The organism is Mycolicibacterium tokaiense (assembly GCF_010725885.1).
Taxonomy (GTDB): domain Bacteria; phylum Actinomycetota; class Actinomycetes; order Mycobacteriales; family Mycobacteriaceae; genus Mycobacterium; species Mycobacterium tokaiense.
This window is the reverse complement of record NZ_AP022600.1, coordinates 6285015-6303119: the sequence shown is the minus strand read 5'-3', so window position 1 is coordinate 6303119 and position 18105 is coordinate 6285015. Positions and strand designations below refer to the sequence as shown.

Here is an 18105-nt window from a genome sequence, read left to right as displayed (position 1 = left end):
CGCTATGGCCGAGCGGGAACGGGCTGACGCGCGGCGCAATCGCGAGCGGTTGGTGGCAGCGGCCGCCGCGGCGTTCGCGGCCCACGACGGGCCGGTGTCCCTGGAGGGCATCGCCCGCGCCGCCGGCGTCGGGATCGGCACGCTCTACCGCCATTTCCCGACGCGGGATGCCCTGGTCGAAGCGGTGTACCGGGCCGAGCTGGCCGAGGTGTCGGCGTGCGCACCCGCCTTGGTGGCCAGTCACCCGCCGGTCGAGGCGCTGCGGCTGTGGATGCGCCGGTACGCCGACTTCGTCGCGGCCAAACAGGGGATGGCGGAGTCGCTGCTGGCCATCTTCGACGCCGGGATCGTCGAGCGCAGTGACACCAGGGCGGCCATCGTGGATGCGGTCGGGATCCTGCTGGAAGCCGGTGTCGCCGAGGGCAGCCTGCGTGCCGACGTCCGCCCGGACGACGTGGTGTCGAGCCTGTTGGGCATCTTCCTGGCCAGCGGTGACGCCGAGCAGTCCGCCCGCCTGGTGGATCTGCTGATCGACGGCTTGGTGGCGTCGCGCTAGATCACTTGCGCAGCAACGTATCCAGCTTGTCGAGCTGTGCCTTGTAGCCCCATTTCATGCCGAACGCCGCCAGCTTGGCCTTGGGCCCGATCTTGGTGATCGTGACCTGCAGGCGCACCGTCGTCGTCCCCGCCTCTTCGCTCAGGGTGACGACGTTGGTGTGGTGGATGGTGGTGGCCTCCTCTTCGCCCTCGGTCCACGAGCGCGCCTCGTAGGCCAGGTCCGTGGTCGGGTCGACGCGGGTGAAAGTACCGGCCATCGGCCAGCGGGTGCCCTGGTACTTACCCATCTCGGGGCCGGCTTCCATGACGATGTGGATCTCACCGCCGACCTGCGCCTGCACCCGGCAGTCCGGCACGGTCGTCTTTTCCGGTCCCCACCACAGGCGCAGCATCTCGGCGTCCGTCCAGGCCCGCCACACCGCGTCGATGGGCGCGGGGTACGAGCGTTCGAAGTTCAGGTTCTTCGGCTTGAGCAGTTGCAGCAGCATGGTCAGTCCTTGTCGCGGTCGGTGATCGAGCCGAGCAGCCGGCCCAGGGAGTCCAGTCGGGTCTCCCAGAGCTGCTCGAAGGAGCCGAGCCAGTGCCCGATCTCCTCGAACGGCTCCGGTTCCAGGTGATAGATCCGTTGCCGAGCCAGGGCTTCGGCGGTGACGATCCCCGAATCGCCCAGTGTCCGAAGGTGTTTGCTCACCTGTGGTTGGCGGATTCCGAGGTGCTCGGCGATCTCGTTGACCGACTTCGGCCCTGTTTTCAGCAGCTCGACGATCCTGAGGCGACTCGGCTCGCTCAGCGCCGCGAAGACCGTGGGCTGCATGGTCACACGGTAGAACCCACGACATATTCCTGTCAAGGAATATGTCAGCGAGTGGCCACCATCTGGTTGCCGCTGGTGCTCCATGCGGCTTCGAAGACCTCCATGGTCACCTGTTCGTCGGCGCCGTCGGCAGTCCCGCTGTCGTTGAGGTGCACGACGCCGGCGGTGGTGTCGATGCCGGTGACCACGACGGCGTGGTCGGCGATGGTGCGGTCGCCGTCGACGTCCCAGATGCTCTCCGAGTTCAGGTCGACGATCACCGCCCCGCCGCGGCCCAGCACCTGTTCGATCGAATGCACGGAGGCGCCTTCGACGTGCCGGGCCTCAACCCCAAAGTGGGACAACACAATCGGGAGATCGTCGAAGATGGTTCCGCCGTTGGGGTCATCGTCGTCGTCGGTCTGGTCGTAGATCATGTCACCGGGCTCGGCGACGCTGGGGGTGTGCTTGGCGAACTCGACGATGGCCTCCTCGTCGGGGGCCACCCCCGTCATCTGCCCGATCACGTCGGAGGCGGCCATCAGTGCGCAGTCGTTGTAGGCCTGCTCGACCGTCCAACCGGCCATCCCGTCGGGATCGCCGAACAGTTCGGCGTGCGCCACTCCGGAGGTGCCGAGTGTGGCCAAGCCGATCAGGCCGGCGGCAAGAACGGTGCGGAACATGGAGGCGGTCATCTCATCCCTCTCGGTAGCTGGTGAGAGGAGATTCGCCGGCAGGTCTTGGGGGATCCTTGGTGGATCCTTGCGGCGGCGCCGGGGTGTGGCTGTGGCGCCCCCGGCAGGGATCGAACCTGCGACCAACCGCTTAGAAGGCGGCTGCTCTATCCGCTGAGCTACGGAGGCAGCGCACATACCCTAGCCCAACTGCGGGCCGCGAATCGATCGGTGGAGCCCGGGATGCACTGCGCGGTTGCGCCAGCGCAGCAAACTCCAGCGGACGTTGGCCGCCGGGGCGGGAACGCCGAGGTGGGCAGACGGTGCGGCTGGGTGCGGCCAATGCCGTCGACCGGCGTGTCGCGTCGCCGGCGTCCTGGTGTGTCGCGGTGTGACCTCGGCACCCCCGACGTGAACTGATGAATTCACAGGTTGGTTTACCGGCACGGATGCGGGCCCTCGACCTGCGACTATGCAGATCGGCTAACAACTCGCCCAGGAAACGCCCGTCCGCGCCGTCAAAATTGGTTACCGTTGTGACCCGCGGCACAGTCGGGGCTCGCAGGTCCCAGGTCGCGGCGGGCCACCGTGTCCGCACGAGACTGCGAAGGTGCACGCGCGATGAGCATGACGATGGACTTGAACCGCGCCTCGGCGGCCGGGGCCCAGGCGCTCCGGCTTGCAATCGACCCGCGGGCCTATCGCGCCGGCCTGCTGGTGGCGCGCGGCTGTCCGTCGCTGGCGTCGTGGTTGGCCGGTTGGTTCAGTGCCGAGTTCACCGCCGGCGCCGTCGCCGGGCACGCCCTGTCCGCGGTGCGGGGCACACCGTGGGACCGGGTGAGCTGCAGTCTGGCTGCGCAGCGCGCCGACTCCGTGCTGGAAGCGGCCCTGACCGAGTCCTTCGGCGAGCGCCACGACCAGGTGGTGCATCCCTTGCAGTTCCAGGCCCACCGGCCTGGGTTGTCGGCGTTCTGGCACGCCACCCAGCATCGGCGCCGCTACGCCCGGGCCACCACCAACATCTCCTACGGACCCAACGGGCGTGACCATCTGCTCGACGTCTGGCGGCTGCCGGAACTGCCCGCCGGCCGGCCCGCCCCGGTCCTGCTCCAGATCCCCGGCGGGGCATGGGCACTGAGCGAGAAGCGCGGCCAGGCGTACCCATTGATGAGCCGCCTGGTGTCGCTGGGGTGGGTCTGCGTGTCGATCAACTACAGCCGCAGCCCGGGCCGGGCCTTCCCGTCACACATCATCGACGTCAAACGTGCCATCGCCTGGGTGCGCGAACACATCGCCGACTACGGCGGCGACCCCGACTACATCGCCGTCACCGGCGGATCGGCCGGCGGCCACCTCGCCGCGCTGGCGGCCTTGACCCCTGGCGATCCCGCCCTGCAACCCGGATTCGAGCGTGCCGACACCAGCGTGCAGGCCGCGGTGCCTTTCTACGGGGCCTATGACCTGACCAACGTCGCCACCATGACGCCGTTGATGGTGCCGTTTCTCGAACACTTCGTGATGCGGGCCAGCCTGGCCGAAGATCGGCGCCGCTACGAGGCGGCGTCGCCGACCCACCACGTGCGCGCCGACGCACCGCCGTTCTTCGTCCTGCACGGGCGGGACGACGCGGTGATCCCGCAGGCCCAGGCGCGTGATTTCGTGGCCGCGCTACGTGGGGCCGGGGCCGAGGTGGTGACCTATGCGGAGTTGCCCAACGCCCACCACGCTTTTGATCACCTGGCCACCGTGCGTTCACAGCTCGCCGCTGATGCCGTCGCGCAGTTCCTGGGCATCGCCTACGGGAGGCACCTGCAGCGCGTCGAGAGTGCCGCGCCGATGCGGGCCACCAGCTGAGCTGTACGAGTCGCCAATTCATCGTCGCGGTAGACGGCGGGCCGACTAGCGTAATGCCGGCAACAACAGGCGGTGCGACAGGAGGACTGTGTGACGAGCGGATTGTCCGATGAACTCGGGGCGGTGGACCAGTTACTGCATCGCGGTGAGGCCAACCCGCGGACCCGCTCGGGGATCATGGCCCTGGAGCTGCTGGACACCACACCGGAGTGGGAGCGCTACCGCCGCAACTTCGAGTACGCCTCGCGCACCATCCTGCGGCTGCGTCAGAAGGTGGTGATGCCGACGTTGCCAACGGCCGCGCCGCGCTGGGTGGTGGACCCCGACTTCAACCTGGACTTCCACGTACGCCGGGTGCGCATCCCCGAGCCGGGGACGCTGCGCCAGGTGTTCGACCTGGCCGAGATCATCCAGCAGTCGCCGCTGGACATCTCCCGCCCGCTGTGGAGTGCCACGCTGATCGAAGGTCTGCCCGACGGTCGCGCCGCCCAGCTGCTGCACCTGAGCCATGCGGTCACCGACGGTGTGGGTGGGGTGGAGATGTTCGCACAGATCTACGACCTGGAACGTGATCCCGAGCCCCAGCCGGCCCCGCCGCTGCCGATTCCGCAGGATCTGTCGTCCAACGACCTGATGCGTCAGGGCCTCAACGCGTTGCCGTTCACCCTCGTCGGTGGAGTGCGCGGCGCCGTGGCCGGAGCAGTGGGCGCGGTCGGGAAGGTGATCAACGATCCGGGCTCGGCGGTCACCGGCGTGATGGAGTTCGCCTCGGCGAGCCGGCGCGCCACCCGGCAGGCCGCCGCGCCGTCCCCGCTGCTGCGCCGGCGCAGTCTGGCCAGCCGCACCGAGGCCATCGACATCAAGCTCAGCGACCTGCACCGAGCCGCCAAAGCCGCCGAGGGTTCCATCAACGACGCCTACCTGGCGGGGTTGTGCGCGGCGCTGCGGCGCTATCACCAGGCACTGGGTGTCCCGGTCGTCTCCCTCCCGATGGCCATCCCGGTGAATCTGCGTGCCGAGTCCGACCCGGCCGGCGGCAACCGCTTCACCGGCGTCAACCTGGCGGCACCGGTGGGCACCACCGATCCGGGTGAACGCATCCGCAAGATCCGCAGCCAGATGGCCCACCGCAAGGAGGAAGCGGCCATCGACGTGATCGGTTCACTGGCACCGGTGCTCTCGCTGCTGCCCGACGCGGTGCTGGAGTCGATCACCGGCACCGTGATCGGCGCCGATGTGCAGGCCAGCAATGTGCCCGTCTACCAGGGCGACACCTTCATCGCCGGCGCGCAGGTGTTGCGCCAGTACGGTCTTGGGCCGCTGCCGGGGGTGGCGATGATGGTGGTGCTGGTCTCGCGCAGCGGTTGGTGCACGGTGGCGGCCCGGTACGACCGCGCGTCCATCACCGACGAGGCACTGTTCGCCCGGTGCCTGAAAGAGGGCTTCGACGAAGTGCTGGCACTGGCGGGTGATCCCGCGCCGGAGGCCGTTCCGGCGTCGTTCGAGCTGCAGGAGCAGTCATGACGGGTCCCAGAGACATGCGCCTTCCCGGTTCGGTGGCCGAGGTCAGAGCCAGTCCGCGCGGACCGCACATCGGCGCCTTCTTCGACCTGGACGGCACGCTGGTGGCCGGCTTCACCGGCGTCATCCTGACCCAGGAGCAGTTCCTGTCCCGTCAGCTCGGCGTCGCCGACTTCTTCGGCATGATCCAGGCCGGGTTGAATCACAAACTGGGGCGGCGCGAGTTCGAGAACCTCATCACGGCGGCCTCGAAGGTCATGCGGGGGCGTCCGCTGTCAGATCTGGACCAGCTGGGGGAGCGGCTGTTCCGGCAGAAGATCGAGTCGCGGATCTACCCCGAGATGCGGGAGCTGGTGCGCGCCCACCTCGAACGTGGCCACACCGTCTGCCTGAGTTCCTCGGCGCTGACCATCCAGGTCGAGCCGGTGGCGCGCTTCCTCGGGATCCCCAACACCCTGACCAACAAGTTCGTCGTCGATGACGACGGCGTGGTCGCCGGCACCATCGTCGAACCGATCCTGTGGGGGCCGGGCAAGGCCAATGCCGTGCAGAAGTTCGCCGCCGAGCACGACATCGACCTGCAGGACAGCTACTTCTACGCCGACGGTGACGAGGATGTGGCGCTGATGTACCTGGTGGGCAATCCGCGGCCCACCAACCCCGAGGGCAAGATGGCTGCTGTTGCGCGCCAACGTGGTTGGCCCATCCTGCGCTTCTCCAGCCGCGGTGGCAGCAGCCTGAGCGGTGTGGTACGCACCTTGGCCGGGGTGGGATCGATGGTGCCGGTGGGCTACGGGGCGCTCGGCTGGGGTCTGCTCACCCGCAGCCGGCGCCGAGGGGTCAACTTCTTCACCGCCAACTGGCCGCAGACCCTGCTGGCGGCCAGCGGGGTGCAGCTCAACGTCCTGGGCCGGGAAAACCTCACCGCGCAGCGGCCTGCGGTGTTCATCTTCAACCACCGCAACAACTTCGACCCGGTGATCACCTGTTCCCTGGTACGCGACAACTTCACGAGCGTGGCGAAGAAGGAACTCGAGAACGACCCGCTGGTGGGTAATCTGGGCCGGCTCATCGACGCGGTGTTCATCGACCGCGACGACCCCAAGTCAGCGGTCGAGTCGCTGCGCAAGGTGGAGGATGCTGCTCGCAACGGGCTGTCCATCGTGATCGCACCGGAGGGCACCCGGTTGGACACCCATGAAGTGGGCCCTTTCAAGAAGGGCCCGTTCCGCATCGCCATGGCAGCTGGTGTCCCGGTGATCCCGGTGGTGATCCGCAACGCCGAGGTGATCGCTGCCCGGGACTCATCGGTGATGAACCCGGGCACCGTCGACGTCGCGGTCTTCCCGCCGATCTCGATGGCGGACTGGACGGTGGACAACATCGACGAGCGCATCGCCGAAGTCCGCCAGCTCTACCTCGACACCCTGGTCAACTGGCCCGAGGATGAATTACCGGAAGCCGCACCGTATCTCCATGATGCGCCCACCAAGAAGCCGGCGAGGAAAGCCGCCAAGAAGGCCGCCAAGAAGGCAGCGCCGAAGAAGGCCCGGCCATGAGCCCGGAACCTTACGACGTGCCGGTCGTCGAGATCACCGATGATTCATTGATCCTGGCGTCGGTCTCGTCCCCGGCCGAACACGATCTGCTCGACGGCTGGATCCACCGCCAGCGCACCCGCCACCCCGACCTCAAACTGGCGGTGCTGCAACTGCCGGGTGAAGACGAGGAACCCCCGGCGGGAGTGATCGCCGAGCTGGTGAACGAACTCTCCGAGGGGGAGGACCGCTCGGTTGTGCCGGTCCGAGTCTTCTGGGCTCCCGGCGGACTGCCCACCCGGGTGAAGGTGGTCGGTCTGCTGTCGGGCCGGGACACCTACCGGCCACCGGAGTTGTTGCAGCGCCGCATCCTTCGTCGTGACCAGTCGCGGGCAACGGTGGTGGCCGGTGAACCGGCAAAGGTCTCCGAGCTGCGTCAGCAGTTCCAGGACACCACCGTCGGCGACAGTCCCCGTGACTTCGCCCGCTTCGTGCTCCGCCGGGCCAGCCTGGCCATCGAACGCATCGAATACCGGCTGCTGGGACCGGAATACAAGTCCCCGCGGCTGGTCAAGCCCGAGATGCTGGCCTCGGCCCGCTTCCGGTCCGGCCTGGACAAGATCCCCGGCGCCGACGTCGACTCGGCCGGCGAGATCCTCGACGAACTCGCCACCGGGTGGAGCCGGTTCTCGGTGGACCTCATTCCCAACTTCTCGAAGTTCCTCTACAGCCGCGGTTTCGACCCTCACATCGACTACGACGCCGAGCAGGTCGAGGCCATGCGGCACGCCCTGGAGACCCATCCCGCGGTGATGTTGTGGTCGCACCGTTCCAACCTCGACAGCGCCGTTCTGACCGTGGCCCTGCAGGAGAACCGCCTGCCCCGGGTCAATCTGTTCGCGGGCATCAACATGTCGTTCTGGCCCATGGGTCCGTTGCTGCGCCGCTCCGGGGTGATCTTCATCCGGCGCCGCCTCGACGATCCCCTCTACAAGTACGTGCTGCGCGAGTTCGTCGGCTACATCGTCGAGAAGCGGTTCAATCTCAGCTGGTCCATCGAGGGGACGCGCTCGCGCACCGGAAAGATGTTGCCGCCCAAGCTCGGCCTGCTGGCCTACGTCGCCGACGCCTACCTGGAGGGGCGCAGCGAGGACATCCTGCTGCAGCCGGTCTCGATCAGCTTCGACCAGTTGCACGAGATTGCCGAGTACGCCGCGTACGCTCGCGGCGGCGAGAAGGCGCCCGAAGGGGTGGGCTGGCTCTACAACTTCATCAAGGCACAGAAGGAACGCAACTACGGCAAGATCTACGTCCGCTTCCCGGAAGCGGTGTCCATGCGTCAGTACCTCGGCATCCCGGGCGAGGACGGCGCCGAGATCGATTCGCAGGCAACGCGGCTGGCGATGCAGAAGATGGCCTTCGAAGTCGCCTGGCGGATTCTGCGGGTGACACCCATCAATGCCAGCGGCTTGGTGGCCGCACTGTTGTTGACCACCAACGGTATTGCCCTGACGCTCAACCAGGTCCACCACACCATGCAGGACTCGCTGGACTACCTGGAGCGTAAGCAGACCCCCGTCACCGACAGTGCGCGTCGGCTCCGGACACCGGAGGGGGTGCGCGCCGCGCTGGACGCGCTCTCCGGGGGTCATCCGATCACCCGCGTGGACGGCGGGCGCGAACCGGTCTGGCGCATCGCCCCCGAGCACCAGCACGAGGGGGCGTTCTACCGCAACACCCTGATCCACGCGTTCCTGGAGACCTCGATCGTCGAACTGGCGCTGGCCTACGCCGCCCGCGCCGACGGTGACCGGCTGGCGGCGTTCTGGACCCAGGCGATGCGGCTGCGGGATCTGCTGAAGTTCGACTTCTATTTCGCCGACACCGCGGCCTTCCGGGCCAACATCGCCGAGGAGATGGCCTGGCATCAGGATTGGGAGGGTCATGTGGCCGTCGGTGGTGACGAGATCACCACCCTGCTGTACGACAAGCGGCCACTGATGGCACACGCGATGCTGCGGCCCTACTTCGAGGCCTACGAGATCGTCGCCGATGTGCTGCGCGGCGCCTCCCCGGACATCGATGCCAAGGAACTCACGGATCTGGCGCTGGGGGTAGGTGCTCAGCACGCCGCCCAACACCGGGTGCGCACCACCGAGTCGGTGTCGGCGCTGCTGTTCGCCACCGCGCGGCAGGTGGCCGCCGACCAGGGGCTGCTGGCCGCCGCGCCCGACCTGGCCGAGCGACGGTCGGCATTCCTCACGGAGCTGCGCGGGGTGCTGACCGACATGGACAGCATCGACGCCATCTCCCGCGAGCAGTTCGTCGAGCGGGAACGGCGATCACGGACGAAGTCCGACCCGCTGTAGTAGGTCGCTACCCTGGACAGGTGAGCGCACCTGTTTCCAGCACAGCCACCCGGTCGTCGGTGTGGCCGATCCTGGTCGGGGTGGCGCTGCTCGCGGGCGCTACAGCGGCCGGACTGGCAGCGCTGTCGCTGACCGAAGCCCTGACCGCCACCGGCCTGCCCGACCCCGGGCCCGTCACCACGCTGGGGCTGCCGTTCGTGCGGGCGGTCGGTGAGGTCGCCGCCGTCATCGCCATCGGCTCCTTCCTGTTCGCCGCGTTCTTCGTGCCGCCCCAGACGTCCGGGGTGCTCGACGCCTCCGGCTATCGCGCGCTGCGGACCGGCAGCGTGGCCGCCGGGGTGTGGACGGTGTGCGCGGCGCTGCTGGTCCCACTGACCATCTCCGACGTGTCGGGGCAGCCGCTGCGTGACCACCTCAACCCGGTCACCATGTGGGGGCTGGCCGACCTGGTGGAGACGGCCGGGGCCTGGCGCTGGACGGCCATCCTGGCGGCGGCGGTGACGTTGGCCAGCATCCCGGTGCTGCGCTGGTCCTGGACGCCGGTGTTGACTGCGGCCGCGCTGGCCACCCTGATTCCGCTCGGGCTGACCGGGCACTCTTCCTCCGGTGGCTCCCACGACGTGGCCACCAACAGCTTGTTGATCCACCTGGTGGCCGCGTCGCTGTGGGCCGGGGGCCTGCTGGCGCTGTTGGCGCACGCGCTGCGCGGCGGCGGCCACGCCGATGTGGCGGCCCGGCGGTTCTCGGCGGTGGCGCTGTGGTGCTTCGTGGCCATGGGCATCTCGGGTGTCATCAACGCACTGGTGCGGATGTTCCCCGGTGACCTCTTCGACACCCGGTACGGGCTGCTGATCCTGGTCAAGCTGGCGGCGCTGGTGGCCCTGGGGGTGCTGGGCTGGCGGCAGCGCCGGACCGGGGTGGCTGCCCTGGCAGCCGACCCGACGGCGCGGCAACCGTTGATCCGCCTGGCCCTGACCGAGGCGGCCATCTTCGGGCTCACCTTCGGGGTGGCCGTGGCGCTGGGGCGCACCCCGCCTCCGCCACCGCGCGTGCTGAACCCGACGACCACCGAGGTGGAGCTGGGCTACAACCTCGCCGGCCCGCCGACGGTGGCGCGGTTGCTGTTCGACTGGCGCTTCGATCTGCTGCTCGGTACGGCCGCGATCGTGTTGGCCCTGGTGTATCTGGCCGGGGTGCGCCGGCTGCGCCGCCGCGGCGACGCCTGGCCGGTGGGCCGCACAGTCGGGTTCCTGCTGGGCTGTCTGACGCTGCTGATCGCCACCTCCTCGGGCGTGGGTCGCTACATGCCGGCGATGTTCAGCGTGCACATGTCCGCACACATGCTGCTGTCGATGCTGGTGCCGATCCTCCTGGTGCTCGGCGCGCCGGTGACCCTGGCGCTGCGGGCGTTGCCGACGGCGGGCAAGGGGCAGCCGCCGGGGCCGCGCGAGTGGCTGCTGGCCGCCCTGCACAGCCGGTTCTCCCGATTGATCACCAACCCGTTCGTGGCCACCGCACTGTTCGTCGGCGGCTTCTACGGACTGTATTTCGGTGGGATCTTTGACGCCGCAGCGGGCAGCCACGCCGGGCACGTCGCGATGAACGTGCATTTCCTGTTGTCCGGCTACGTCTTCTACTGGGTGGTCATCGGGATCGACCCGACACCGCGGCCCATGCCGCACCTGGGCAAGCTGGCCATGGTGTTCGGCTCATTGCCCCTGCATGCCTTCTTCGGTGTGGTGCTGATGGGGATGAACTCTGTGATCGCCGAGCCGTTCTACCGGTCCCTGGGGTTGCCCTGGAATGCCGATCTGCTGGCCGATCAGAAGCTGGGCGGCGGCATCGCCTGGTCGGCGGGTGAAGTGCCGCTGGTGGTGGTGATGCTGGCGCTGCTCATCCAGTGGACCCGCAGCGACCGTCGCACCGCCAAACGGGTGGACCGCGCGGCCGATCGCGACGACGACGCCGACCTGGCGGCCTACAACAACATGCTCGCGGTGCTCGCCCGCCAGGAACAGAACGCGCAGCGTCAGGACGGATCCAGGTAGGCCACGATGGCGTTGGTCAGACCGCGCCGCGCCAGGTCGTGGTCGTTGAAGCTGCCGAGCTGACGTTCCGAGGCCAGCCCCCTCATGGCGCCGGGAATGAACGCGGCCACCTCGCGGATCCGCTGCGGGTCAACCCCCAGGTCGGCGAAAGCCTTCTGGCAGGCGGCATTCCACGCGTGCCCCCAGGAGACGAACTCCGCGGCGGTCTGTGGGTAGAGCCGCTCGAGTTCCGTGGGGTCGCTGGGCAACGCGGCCCGCAGGTTCTCGATGGCCCGCGAATGTGCTGACAGCAGCCCGTCGAAGAGCAGGTCGATGATCGCGGCCACCCGCTGGTGCAGTGCAGTGACGTCATCCGAGGGCGCGGGCAGCTCGCCGCGCCGTTGCGCCGTGTGGTGCAGTACCGCGGCCCAGAAACCGTCGACATCGCCGAACTGGTACTTCACCGCACCCCAGGTGGCGCCGATTTCCTTGGCGATCCGGGCGGCCGACACCGACCCCGGGTCGCCGGAGGCCAGTGAGCGAATTGCGGCGTCCAGCATGTTCTCTCGGGTCGCCTGGCCACGCCGGTTGCTCCGTCTGCCCTGCGTGCCCGCTGCCGCCACCCGGTTGATGGTACTGGACACCGAACTTTTCACAGTGCCCTCTATCAATCTATGGCAGTGGACACTACTATTCCGGAGCATGGCGAAACCGCCGCTGTCGATGAAGCCCACCGGGTGGTTCCAGGTCGCCTGGTCCGACGAGCTGGCCGTCGGTGACGTCCTGCCCATGAAGTACTTCGGTGAGGAACTCATCGCCTGGCGCGCACAGTCCGGACGCGTGACCGTCATGGCCGCCTACTGTGAACACCTTGGCGCGCACCTGGGTTTCGGCGGGCACGTCGAGGGCGAGGTCATCCAGTGCCCGTTCCACGGGTGGCAATGGAACGCCGAGGGCCGCAACGTCTGTATTCCCTACGAGGACAGGCCCAATCGCGGCCGGCGGATGGCCACGTACCCGGTGGCCGAACGCAACGGCTCGATCTACATGTGGCATGACACCGAGGGGCGTGTCCCGTTCTTCGATGCGCCGGACATCTTCGCCGACTTCGGTGACGGTGCCACCGCGGCCGACTACTACCCGCAGCAGCGGCTGTATCGCCAAGCGCTGGAGCTGCATCCGCAGTACGTCCTGGAGAACGGTGTGGACTTCGCCCACTTCAAGTACGTGCACCAGACGCCCATCGTGCCTGTGTTCACCCGGCACGATTTCGCCGGACCGGTGTCCTACGTGGATTTCACAATCACCTTCGAAGGTGATGAGTTTCAGTCCATCGACGACGTCCGCAGCGGGGTCGAGGCCATCAACGGCGGGCTGGGGGTGGCGGTCACCAAGAGCTGGGGGATGGTGGACAACCGCACCATATCGGCGGTGACACCCGTTGACGACACCACCTCCGACGTACGCTTTACCGTCTACATCGGCCGCACCCCCGGCAAGGACCAGCCGCGGCACGAGGCGAAGGCGCGGGAATTCGGCGACGAGGTGATCCGGCAGTTCGCCCAGGACGTTCACATCTGGTCGCACCAGCGGTACTCCGATCCGCCCGCGCTGTCGAGCTCGGAGTTACGGGGCTTCACCGCCATCCGCACCTGGGCGATGCAGTTCTACCCCGACGGACTCGGTGGTTCCGCTGCCGACCTACACGCGAAGACCAGGGAGGCGTTGCGATGACAATACGAGTGTTCCAGGTGGCGACCGGCAACGTCGGCTCGGAGATGATCAAGCGGATCGCCCTCGAGCCCGACCTGGAACTGGTTGGCGTGCACTGTTATTCACCAGAGAAGATCGGACGCGACGCCGGTGAGCTGGCGGGTATCGCTCCTAACGGCGTGATCGCCACCGGCACCGTCGAGGACATCATCGCCGCGCGGCCGGACGTCCTGACCTTCCACGGCGTGTTCCCGGACGAGGACCTCTACGTGAAGGTTCTCGAAGCCGGTATCAACATCGTCACCACCGCCGACTGGATCACCGGCTGGCATCGTGATCACAACCACCCCCACCCCTCGGGCAAGCTGGTGTCGGAGTTGCTCGCGGAGGCGTGTGCGAAGGGCGGGTCGACGTTCTACGGCACCGGGATGAACCCCGGGGTGAACCAGATCCTGGGCGTGGTGTGCTCGGCTGACGTCGCCGAGATCGAGAACGTCACCACCATCGAGTCTGTGGACGTGTCGTGCCACCATTCCAAGGAGACCTGGATCGAGGTGGGATACGGTCTTCCCGTTGATGATCCGTCGATTCCGGACAAGCTGGAGAAGTACACCCGGGTATTCGCCGACAGCGTGCTGATGATGGCCGATTGTTTCGGGCTGGAGCTCGACGAGGTGACGTTCTCCTACGAACTGGGCGCGTGCACCAAGGACGTCGACTTGGGCTGGTACGTCCTGCCCAAGGGCTCACTGGGCGGCAACTACATCAAATACCAGGGCATGGTCGACGGGGTGGCGCGGGTGGAGACGCACCTGGAGTGGCAGATGACACCGCACACCGATCCCAGCTGGGACATCAAGGGCTGCTACATCACCCAGATCAAGGGTGACCCCTGCATTTACAACAAGCACATGATCTTCCCGAAGCCGGGCGTCGATCTCTCCGAGCCGGCCAACTTTGCCTCCATCGGCATGACGGTCACCGGCATGCCCGCGCTGCACGCCATCAGCTCCGTGGTGGCGGCGCCGCCGGGCCTGCTCACCAGCGCCGACCTGCCGTTGCGGGGGTTCGCGGGGCGGTTCAAGATCTAGGTTCACGGACGTCCTCGCTACGCCCGTGGGCACGCCACCCGCCACCCGGAGGTTCTCCTGAAGATCACGCCAACACGCCCGCTACCAACGTCACGGCCGAGTACATCCAGGTTCGTACCCATATGCGGAAGTGCCCGCCTTGGAGCGACATTCGAGCGACAATCGAAGTGGTTGTCGGGCAATGTTTTTTGTCGGTGGCCGCTTGTAGTGTCGGTGGCATGTTCGATGTCCTGCCGACGCAGATCACACGGTTACGCGGTAGCGGTGACGCGGCCGCCTGCGTCGACGCCGCCGTGGGCTGGGGTCGCGTGTGCGCGGCCGCGGAGGCGCAACGTCTGTCGGCGATCGCGGAGTTCGCCGTCACCTTCTTGGCGTCGGACCGCGCCTACCGCATCGCAGCAGAGCGCGCGCGGGGCGACGCCCGGGTCGCCGAACGCAACCGACCGCCCGGCTTTTAACTCAATGCGCCCGCGGCGATGGCGGCGGGCCAACTCCCGAACGAGCTGATGTCCTTGCCTGCGGCGGCAGCGTATCCGTCGCACCCGAACGCGGTCCGCCACGTGCCGTCGTCGAACTCGACCTTGCCCAGCTGCATCGGCGCGGGCAGGGCGGTCAGGAAGGTGCCCAGCGCCGCGGGGGAGAGCAACCACCGGTGTCCCAGGATCGCCGTCCCGGCGACGTCGTCGGGAACCCGCACGATGGCCGGCTTGGGCGGCGTGGTCTGCATGGCGGTCATCCGGTAGCGCGGCGCGGTGGTCAGCTCACCGGCCCACCGGGCGCCGAGATCGGTCAGCTGATGCACCAGGACCCCGCCGCGCAGGTGCGCCCCGAACACCACCAGCTCCAGGCTGCCGGCCGGGCCGGTGGGCCAGATGTCCTGCGGCACATCGTCTCCGGTGATCATGGCGGCGATGTCGAAGGCCACGGCGTCCTCGAAGGTGCGCGCCAGCACCGACACCCCGAACTGCGCGTCGCCGGCCATGCCGAAAGGCACTGCCACAGCGCACATGTCGAAGAGGTTGCAGAAGTTGGTGTAGGTGCCCAGCCGGGAGTTGACGCCCACCGGGTCGGCGGCCACCTCGTCGATGCGGGGATGGTTGGGCGCGGTGGGCACCAGCAGGGCGTCCGCACCGTCGAGTTGCGCCATGGCCACCGCGCGCAACCGTTCGAGCTCGCCCCGGTCGCGGATCAGGCGGTGCGCCGGGATGTCGCGCGCAGCGGTGATGATGCCACCGACAGTCGGATCCACCGCGGCATCCGGATGCGCATCGATGAACTCGCCCACCGCGGCGTATCTTTCGCTGACCAGCGCGCCATCGTAGAGCAGCTTGGCCGCAGCCAGGAACGGAGCGATCTGGACGGTGACGATCTGTGCGCCCGCGGCCTCCAGATGCTGCACTGCGTCCTGGAAGGCGCTGCGCCAGGAGGCGTCCAGCTCGGGCAGCTCATCGGGGACGGCAACCACCGGATGTTCGGGCGCGGCCAGCCGCACATCGGCGGGCCAGCTGCGATGGGGAGCTCCGCCGGCCATGGCGGCCATCGCCCGGTTGGCGGTGTCGAGGTCGCGGGCGAAGATCGTCGGGCAGTCGTAGGACTCGCAAGCCGGCACGATGCCCTGGGTGCTGAGCACGCCGTAGGTGGGCTTGATGCCCACCAGCCCCTGGAATGCCGCCGGGATGCGCCCGGACCCCGCGGTATCGGTGCCGATGGCAATGTCGGCCTCGCCGAGGGCCACCGCCACCGCAGAGCCCGAACTCGAACCGCCACTGACGTACTCGGGCCTGCGGCTGTCGGGCACGGCGCCGTAGGGGGAGCGGGTGCCGACCAGGCCGGTGGCGAACTGATCCAGGTTGGTCTTGCCGACCACCACCGCGCCGGCGGAGCGCAGGCCTGCCACCACCGGGGCGTCAGCGCACGGCTGGTAGGCGAATTCGGGACATCCCGCGGTGGTGGGCAGCCCGGCGACGTCGACGTTGTCCTTGACCGCCACCCGGAGTCCGGCCAGCGCGCCGCCCTCGGCACGGCTGGTGAGCAGGGCGGATTCGACCTCGGCGGGGTCCCGACGCGTGATCCATACAGCGCTGTGGGATGACATGCCGGTAAACCTAGCGCTCGACAGGTATTTGTGCGACTCCACAGTCAGGACTTCATCCACAGGTAACACGGGCAACCGCCCGTGGCGTCGTTGCGGTGTCGGTATGGGGGTCGACGGTGAGGTCAGCGCCACCGCTCGGGGCGCATCGATGCACCGAATGAAGGGACACCACGATGTTCGAGACACCTCTGACCGTGACCGGCAGGATCGTCACCGACCCGGTTCGCCGCCGCGTGGGCGATCAGGAGTTGGTCAAATTTCGGCTGGCAAGCAACTCGCGCCGTCGCACCGCTGACGGTGTGTGGGAGCCGGGCAACTCGCTCTATCTCACCGTCAACTGCTGGGGCAGGTTGGCTGCCGGTGTCAGCGGCAGCCTGGCCAAGGGCGACGCGGTGATCGCCTCCGGGTACGTCTACACCAGTGAGTACGAGGACCGCGACGGCAACAAGCGCTCCTCGGCCGAGCTGCGCGCCACCGCAGTGGGGCCGGACCTGGCCTGGTATCTGGTGAAGCTCGAGCGCATCAATCAGCCGCAGGGAACGCCGGCCCAGGAGGTTGCGGCGGAGGAAGCGGACGACGACGGCGAGGAAGCGCCGCTGCCGCTGTCGGCCTGACGGATGCTCACCGGGCGGTGGCCGTGCGGCCCTGCTCGGTGAGCCTGTGCCACCGCAGCGCCAACGCCGCCTCCATCGCATCGGGGAACCGGGTCAGGTCCAGGCCGGTGATCTCACGGATGCGTTTGACGCGGTGATTGACGGTGTTCACGTGCACGAACAGCTCACGTGCCACCCGGGACTGCGACAGGTCGTTGGCCAACAGCGCTTCCATCGTCTGCGCCAGGTGCGGGTGGTCCGACAGTGGCCGCAGACGGGTCGTCACCAGGGTGTCGGCGACCGCGGGGCGACTGCTGAGCAGGATCTCCAGCAGTGCCTCCCGGTAGTCGACGATGGTGGCGCCGGATGCGGCGGTGCCGGCAGCTGCAGCGCGTACCGCCTCCAAGGACTGGCGGCAGGATTCCCCCGCAGCGGCCAGGTTGTCGCTGAATTGTCCGATGCCGCAATAGATCACAGTGGTGCTGCTGAGGTTCGGCAAGGCCTGGGAGAGGATGGCGCGCGGTTCGGTGCCCGCTGAACGCAGGGCGGCCAGAGCGACGGTCGCCTCGCCGACGTCGCCGAAGACGATGTGGGTGGTGTGCGGCTGCAGTTGGGCGGCCAGTCGGCGTCGCAGACGCTGCAGATCCAGCGGATCGGCCTGGCTGCCGCCCAACAGGGCAAAGGCGAACCAATTCACGGCTGCGTCGATCTGCAGGGTGTGCGCCCACTGCTGCAGCTCGGCCGAAGTCACCGGGTGCCCGCTCGCCAGTGCATTGACCAGCTCGTTCTCGGTTCGCCTGCGGGTGGCCTCGATGGCCGACGACGTATCGCGGTAGGCGTTGATCATCTCGTCGGTGAGCAGATCGAAGGTGGTGATCACCAGGTCGGCCCGGCGGTTGGCCTGCTGCTGCGGCCAGGCCCGGGAGTCGGCCACCAGGTCGAGCAGGATCACCCGTTCGGTCGAACGGTAGGCCTGGATCACCGACTCCAGGGGCACCGACTGGCTGGCGCGCCGGGTGCCCAGCGCCCGCGCCGGGGCCAATTCGGCGGCGGTGGGCTCGCGGTTGCGGCGCACCACTGCCACCGCGAGGTCGAGGTTCGCTCGCACCGAGGGCATCAATTCGTCGTGGCCGAAGCGGTCCTCGGAGTACCCGGGGTAGATGTGCCACATCAGCTCCGCCGCCCGCTGCGTCAGCTCCACCAAGTCGGGCGCATAATCCGGGAGATGCTGTGAAACCATCACAACAGACTACAAAAAACGTTGGGAAAATCCGGGTCG

16 protein-coding genes and 1 tRNA gene are annotated in these 18105 nt (G+C 68.1%); 10 read left to right on the top strand and 7 right to left on the bottom strand.

Translation table 11 applies throughout. From position 1 onward, the window contains the following. The first annotated feature begins 4 nt into the window (after nt 1–4). Complete coding sequence (locus G6N58_RS30280) at nt 5–556, top strand: TetR/AcrR family transcriptional regulator (protein ID WP_115280273.1); 552 nt, start codon at nt 5–7, stop codon at nt 554–556. A gap of 1 nt (nt 557) precedes the next feature. Here G6N58_RS30280 and G6N58_RS30275 read toward each other — a convergent pair whose 3' ends face one another. The 4 genes from G6N58_RS30275 to G6N58_RS30260 form a co-directional block, all read right to left on the bottom strand. Beyond that, on the bottom strand, nt 558–1046 hold the full coding sequence (locus G6N58_RS30275; protein WP_115280274.1) for an SRPBCC family protein: 489 nt from the start codon (nt 1044–1046) through the stop codon (nt 558–560). A 2-nt stretch (nt 1047–1048) separates the two neighbouring features. Then, nucleotides 1049–1372: an ArsR/SmtB family transcription factor gene (locus G6N58_RS30270; RefSeq protein ID WP_115281940.1), complete on the bottom strand. Its 324-nt coding sequence runs from the start codon at nt 1370–1372 to the stop codon at nt 1049–1051. Nucleotides 1373–1416: 44 nt separating this feature from the next. Then, the gene (locus G6N58_RS30265) at nt 1417–2046 is read right to left on the bottom strand and encodes a C39 family peptidase (RefSeq protein ID WP_163908567.1); all 630 of its coding nucleotides are present in this window, start codon (nt 2044–2046) and stop codon (nt 1417–1419) included. A gap of 92 nt (nt 2047–2138) precedes the next feature. Next, a tRNA-Arg gene (locus tag G6N58_RS30260) sits at nt 2139–2214 on the bottom strand. A 432-nt stretch (nt 2215–2646) separates the two neighbouring features. Here G6N58_RS30260 and G6N58_RS30255 point away from each other — a divergent pair. The 5 genes from G6N58_RS30255 (at nt 2647) to G6N58_RS30235 (ending at nt 11355) form a co-directional block, all read left to right on the top strand. After that, nucleotides 2647–3879: an alpha/beta hydrolase gene (locus G6N58_RS30255; RefSeq protein ID WP_115280276.1), complete on the top strand. Its 1233-nt coding sequence runs from the start codon at nt 2647–2649 to the stop codon at nt 3877–3879. A 72-nt stretch (nt 3880–3951) separates the two neighbouring features. Further along, nucleotides 3952–5403, top strand: a complete 1452-nt coding sequence (locus tag G6N58_RS30250; protein ID WP_115280277.1) for a wax ester/triacylglycerol synthase family O-acyltransferase — start codon at nt 3952–3954, stop codon at nt 5401–5403. Next, on the top strand, nt 5400–6959 hold the full coding sequence (locus G6N58_RS30245) for an HAD-IB family hydrolase/lysophospholipid acyltransferase family protein (protein ID WP_232068056.1): 1560 nt from the start codon (nt 5400–5402) through the stop codon (nt 6957–6959). Before G6N58_RS30250 ends, G6N58_RS30245 begins: the two co-directional genes overlap by 4 nt. Continuing rightward, a complete protein-coding gene (locus G6N58_RS30240; RefSeq protein ID WP_115280279.1) occupies nt 6956–9307 on the top strand; it encodes a glycerol-3-phosphate 1-O-acyltransferase in 2352 nt (783 codons plus the stop codon). The genes G6N58_RS30245 and G6N58_RS30240 overlap by 4 nt, the downstream gene beginning before the upstream one ends. 20 nt (nt 9308–9327) lie before the next feature. Further along, nucleotides 9328–11355, top strand: coding sequence for a bifunctional copper resistance protein CopD/cytochrome c oxidase assembly protein (locus tag G6N58_RS30235; RefSeq protein WP_115280280.1), 2028 nt, complete (start codon nt 9328–9330; stop codon nt 11353–11355). Here G6N58_RS30235 and G6N58_RS30230 read toward each other — a convergent pair. Continuing rightward, nucleotides 11337–11894 (bottom strand): TetR/AcrR family transcriptional regulator, encoded by a 558-nt coding sequence (locus G6N58_RS30230; RefSeq protein ID WP_232068178.1) that lies wholly within the window; start codon nt 11892–11894, stop codon nt 11337–11339. The genes G6N58_RS30235 and G6N58_RS30230 overlap by 19 nt on opposite strands. A gap of 142 nt (nt 11895–12036) precedes the next feature. Here G6N58_RS30230 and G6N58_RS30225 point away from each other — a divergent pair, with 142 nt between their 5' ends. The 3 genes from G6N58_RS30225 to G6N58_RS30215 all read left to right on the top strand — a co-directional run bounded on the left by G6N58_RS30225 (nt 12037) and on the right by G6N58_RS30215 (nt 14596). Continuing rightward, complete coding sequence (locus G6N58_RS30225; RefSeq protein WP_115280281.1) at nt 12037–13068, top strand: aromatic ring-hydroxylating dioxygenase subunit alpha; 1032 nt, start codon at nt 12037–12039, stop codon at nt 13066–13068. Continuing rightward, complete coding sequence (locus G6N58_RS30220) at nt 13065–14138, top strand: NAD(P)H-dependent amine dehydrogenase family protein (protein ID WP_115280282.1); 1074 nt, start codon at nt 13065–13067, stop codon at nt 14136–14138. The genes G6N58_RS30225 and G6N58_RS30220 overlap by 4 nt, the downstream gene beginning before the upstream one ends. Nucleotides 14139–14356: 218 nt before the next feature. Continuing rightward, nucleotides 14357–14596, top strand: coding sequence for a hypothetical protein (locus tag G6N58_RS30215; protein WP_115280283.1), 240 nt, complete (start codon nt 14357–14359; stop codon nt 14594–14596). Here G6N58_RS30215 and atzF read toward each other — a convergent pair. Further along, nucleotides 14593–16233, bottom strand: a complete 1641-nt coding sequence (atzF, locus tag G6N58_RS30210; RefSeq protein WP_115280284.1) for an allophanate hydrolase — start codon at nt 16231–16233, stop codon at nt 14593–14595. The two genes, G6N58_RS30215 and atzF, sit on opposite strands and share 4 nt — an antisense overlap. A gap of 173 nt (nt 16234–16406) precedes the next feature. Here atzF and G6N58_RS30205 point away from each other — a divergent pair, with 173 nt between their 5' ends. Continuing rightward, nucleotides 16407–16847, top strand: coding sequence for a single-stranded DNA-binding protein (locus G6N58_RS30205; protein ID WP_115280285.1), 441 nt, complete (start codon nt 16407–16409; stop codon nt 16845–16847). Between the two features lie 7 nt (nt 16848–16854). Here the strand turns inward: G6N58_RS30205 and G6N58_RS30200 are convergent, their stop codons facing one another. Further along, on the bottom strand, nt 16855–18066 hold the full coding sequence (locus G6N58_RS30200) for a PucR family transcriptional regulator (protein WP_147289408.1): 1212 nt from the start codon (nt 18064–18066) through the stop codon (nt 16855–16857). Nucleotides 18067–18105: the final 39 nt, after the last annotated feature.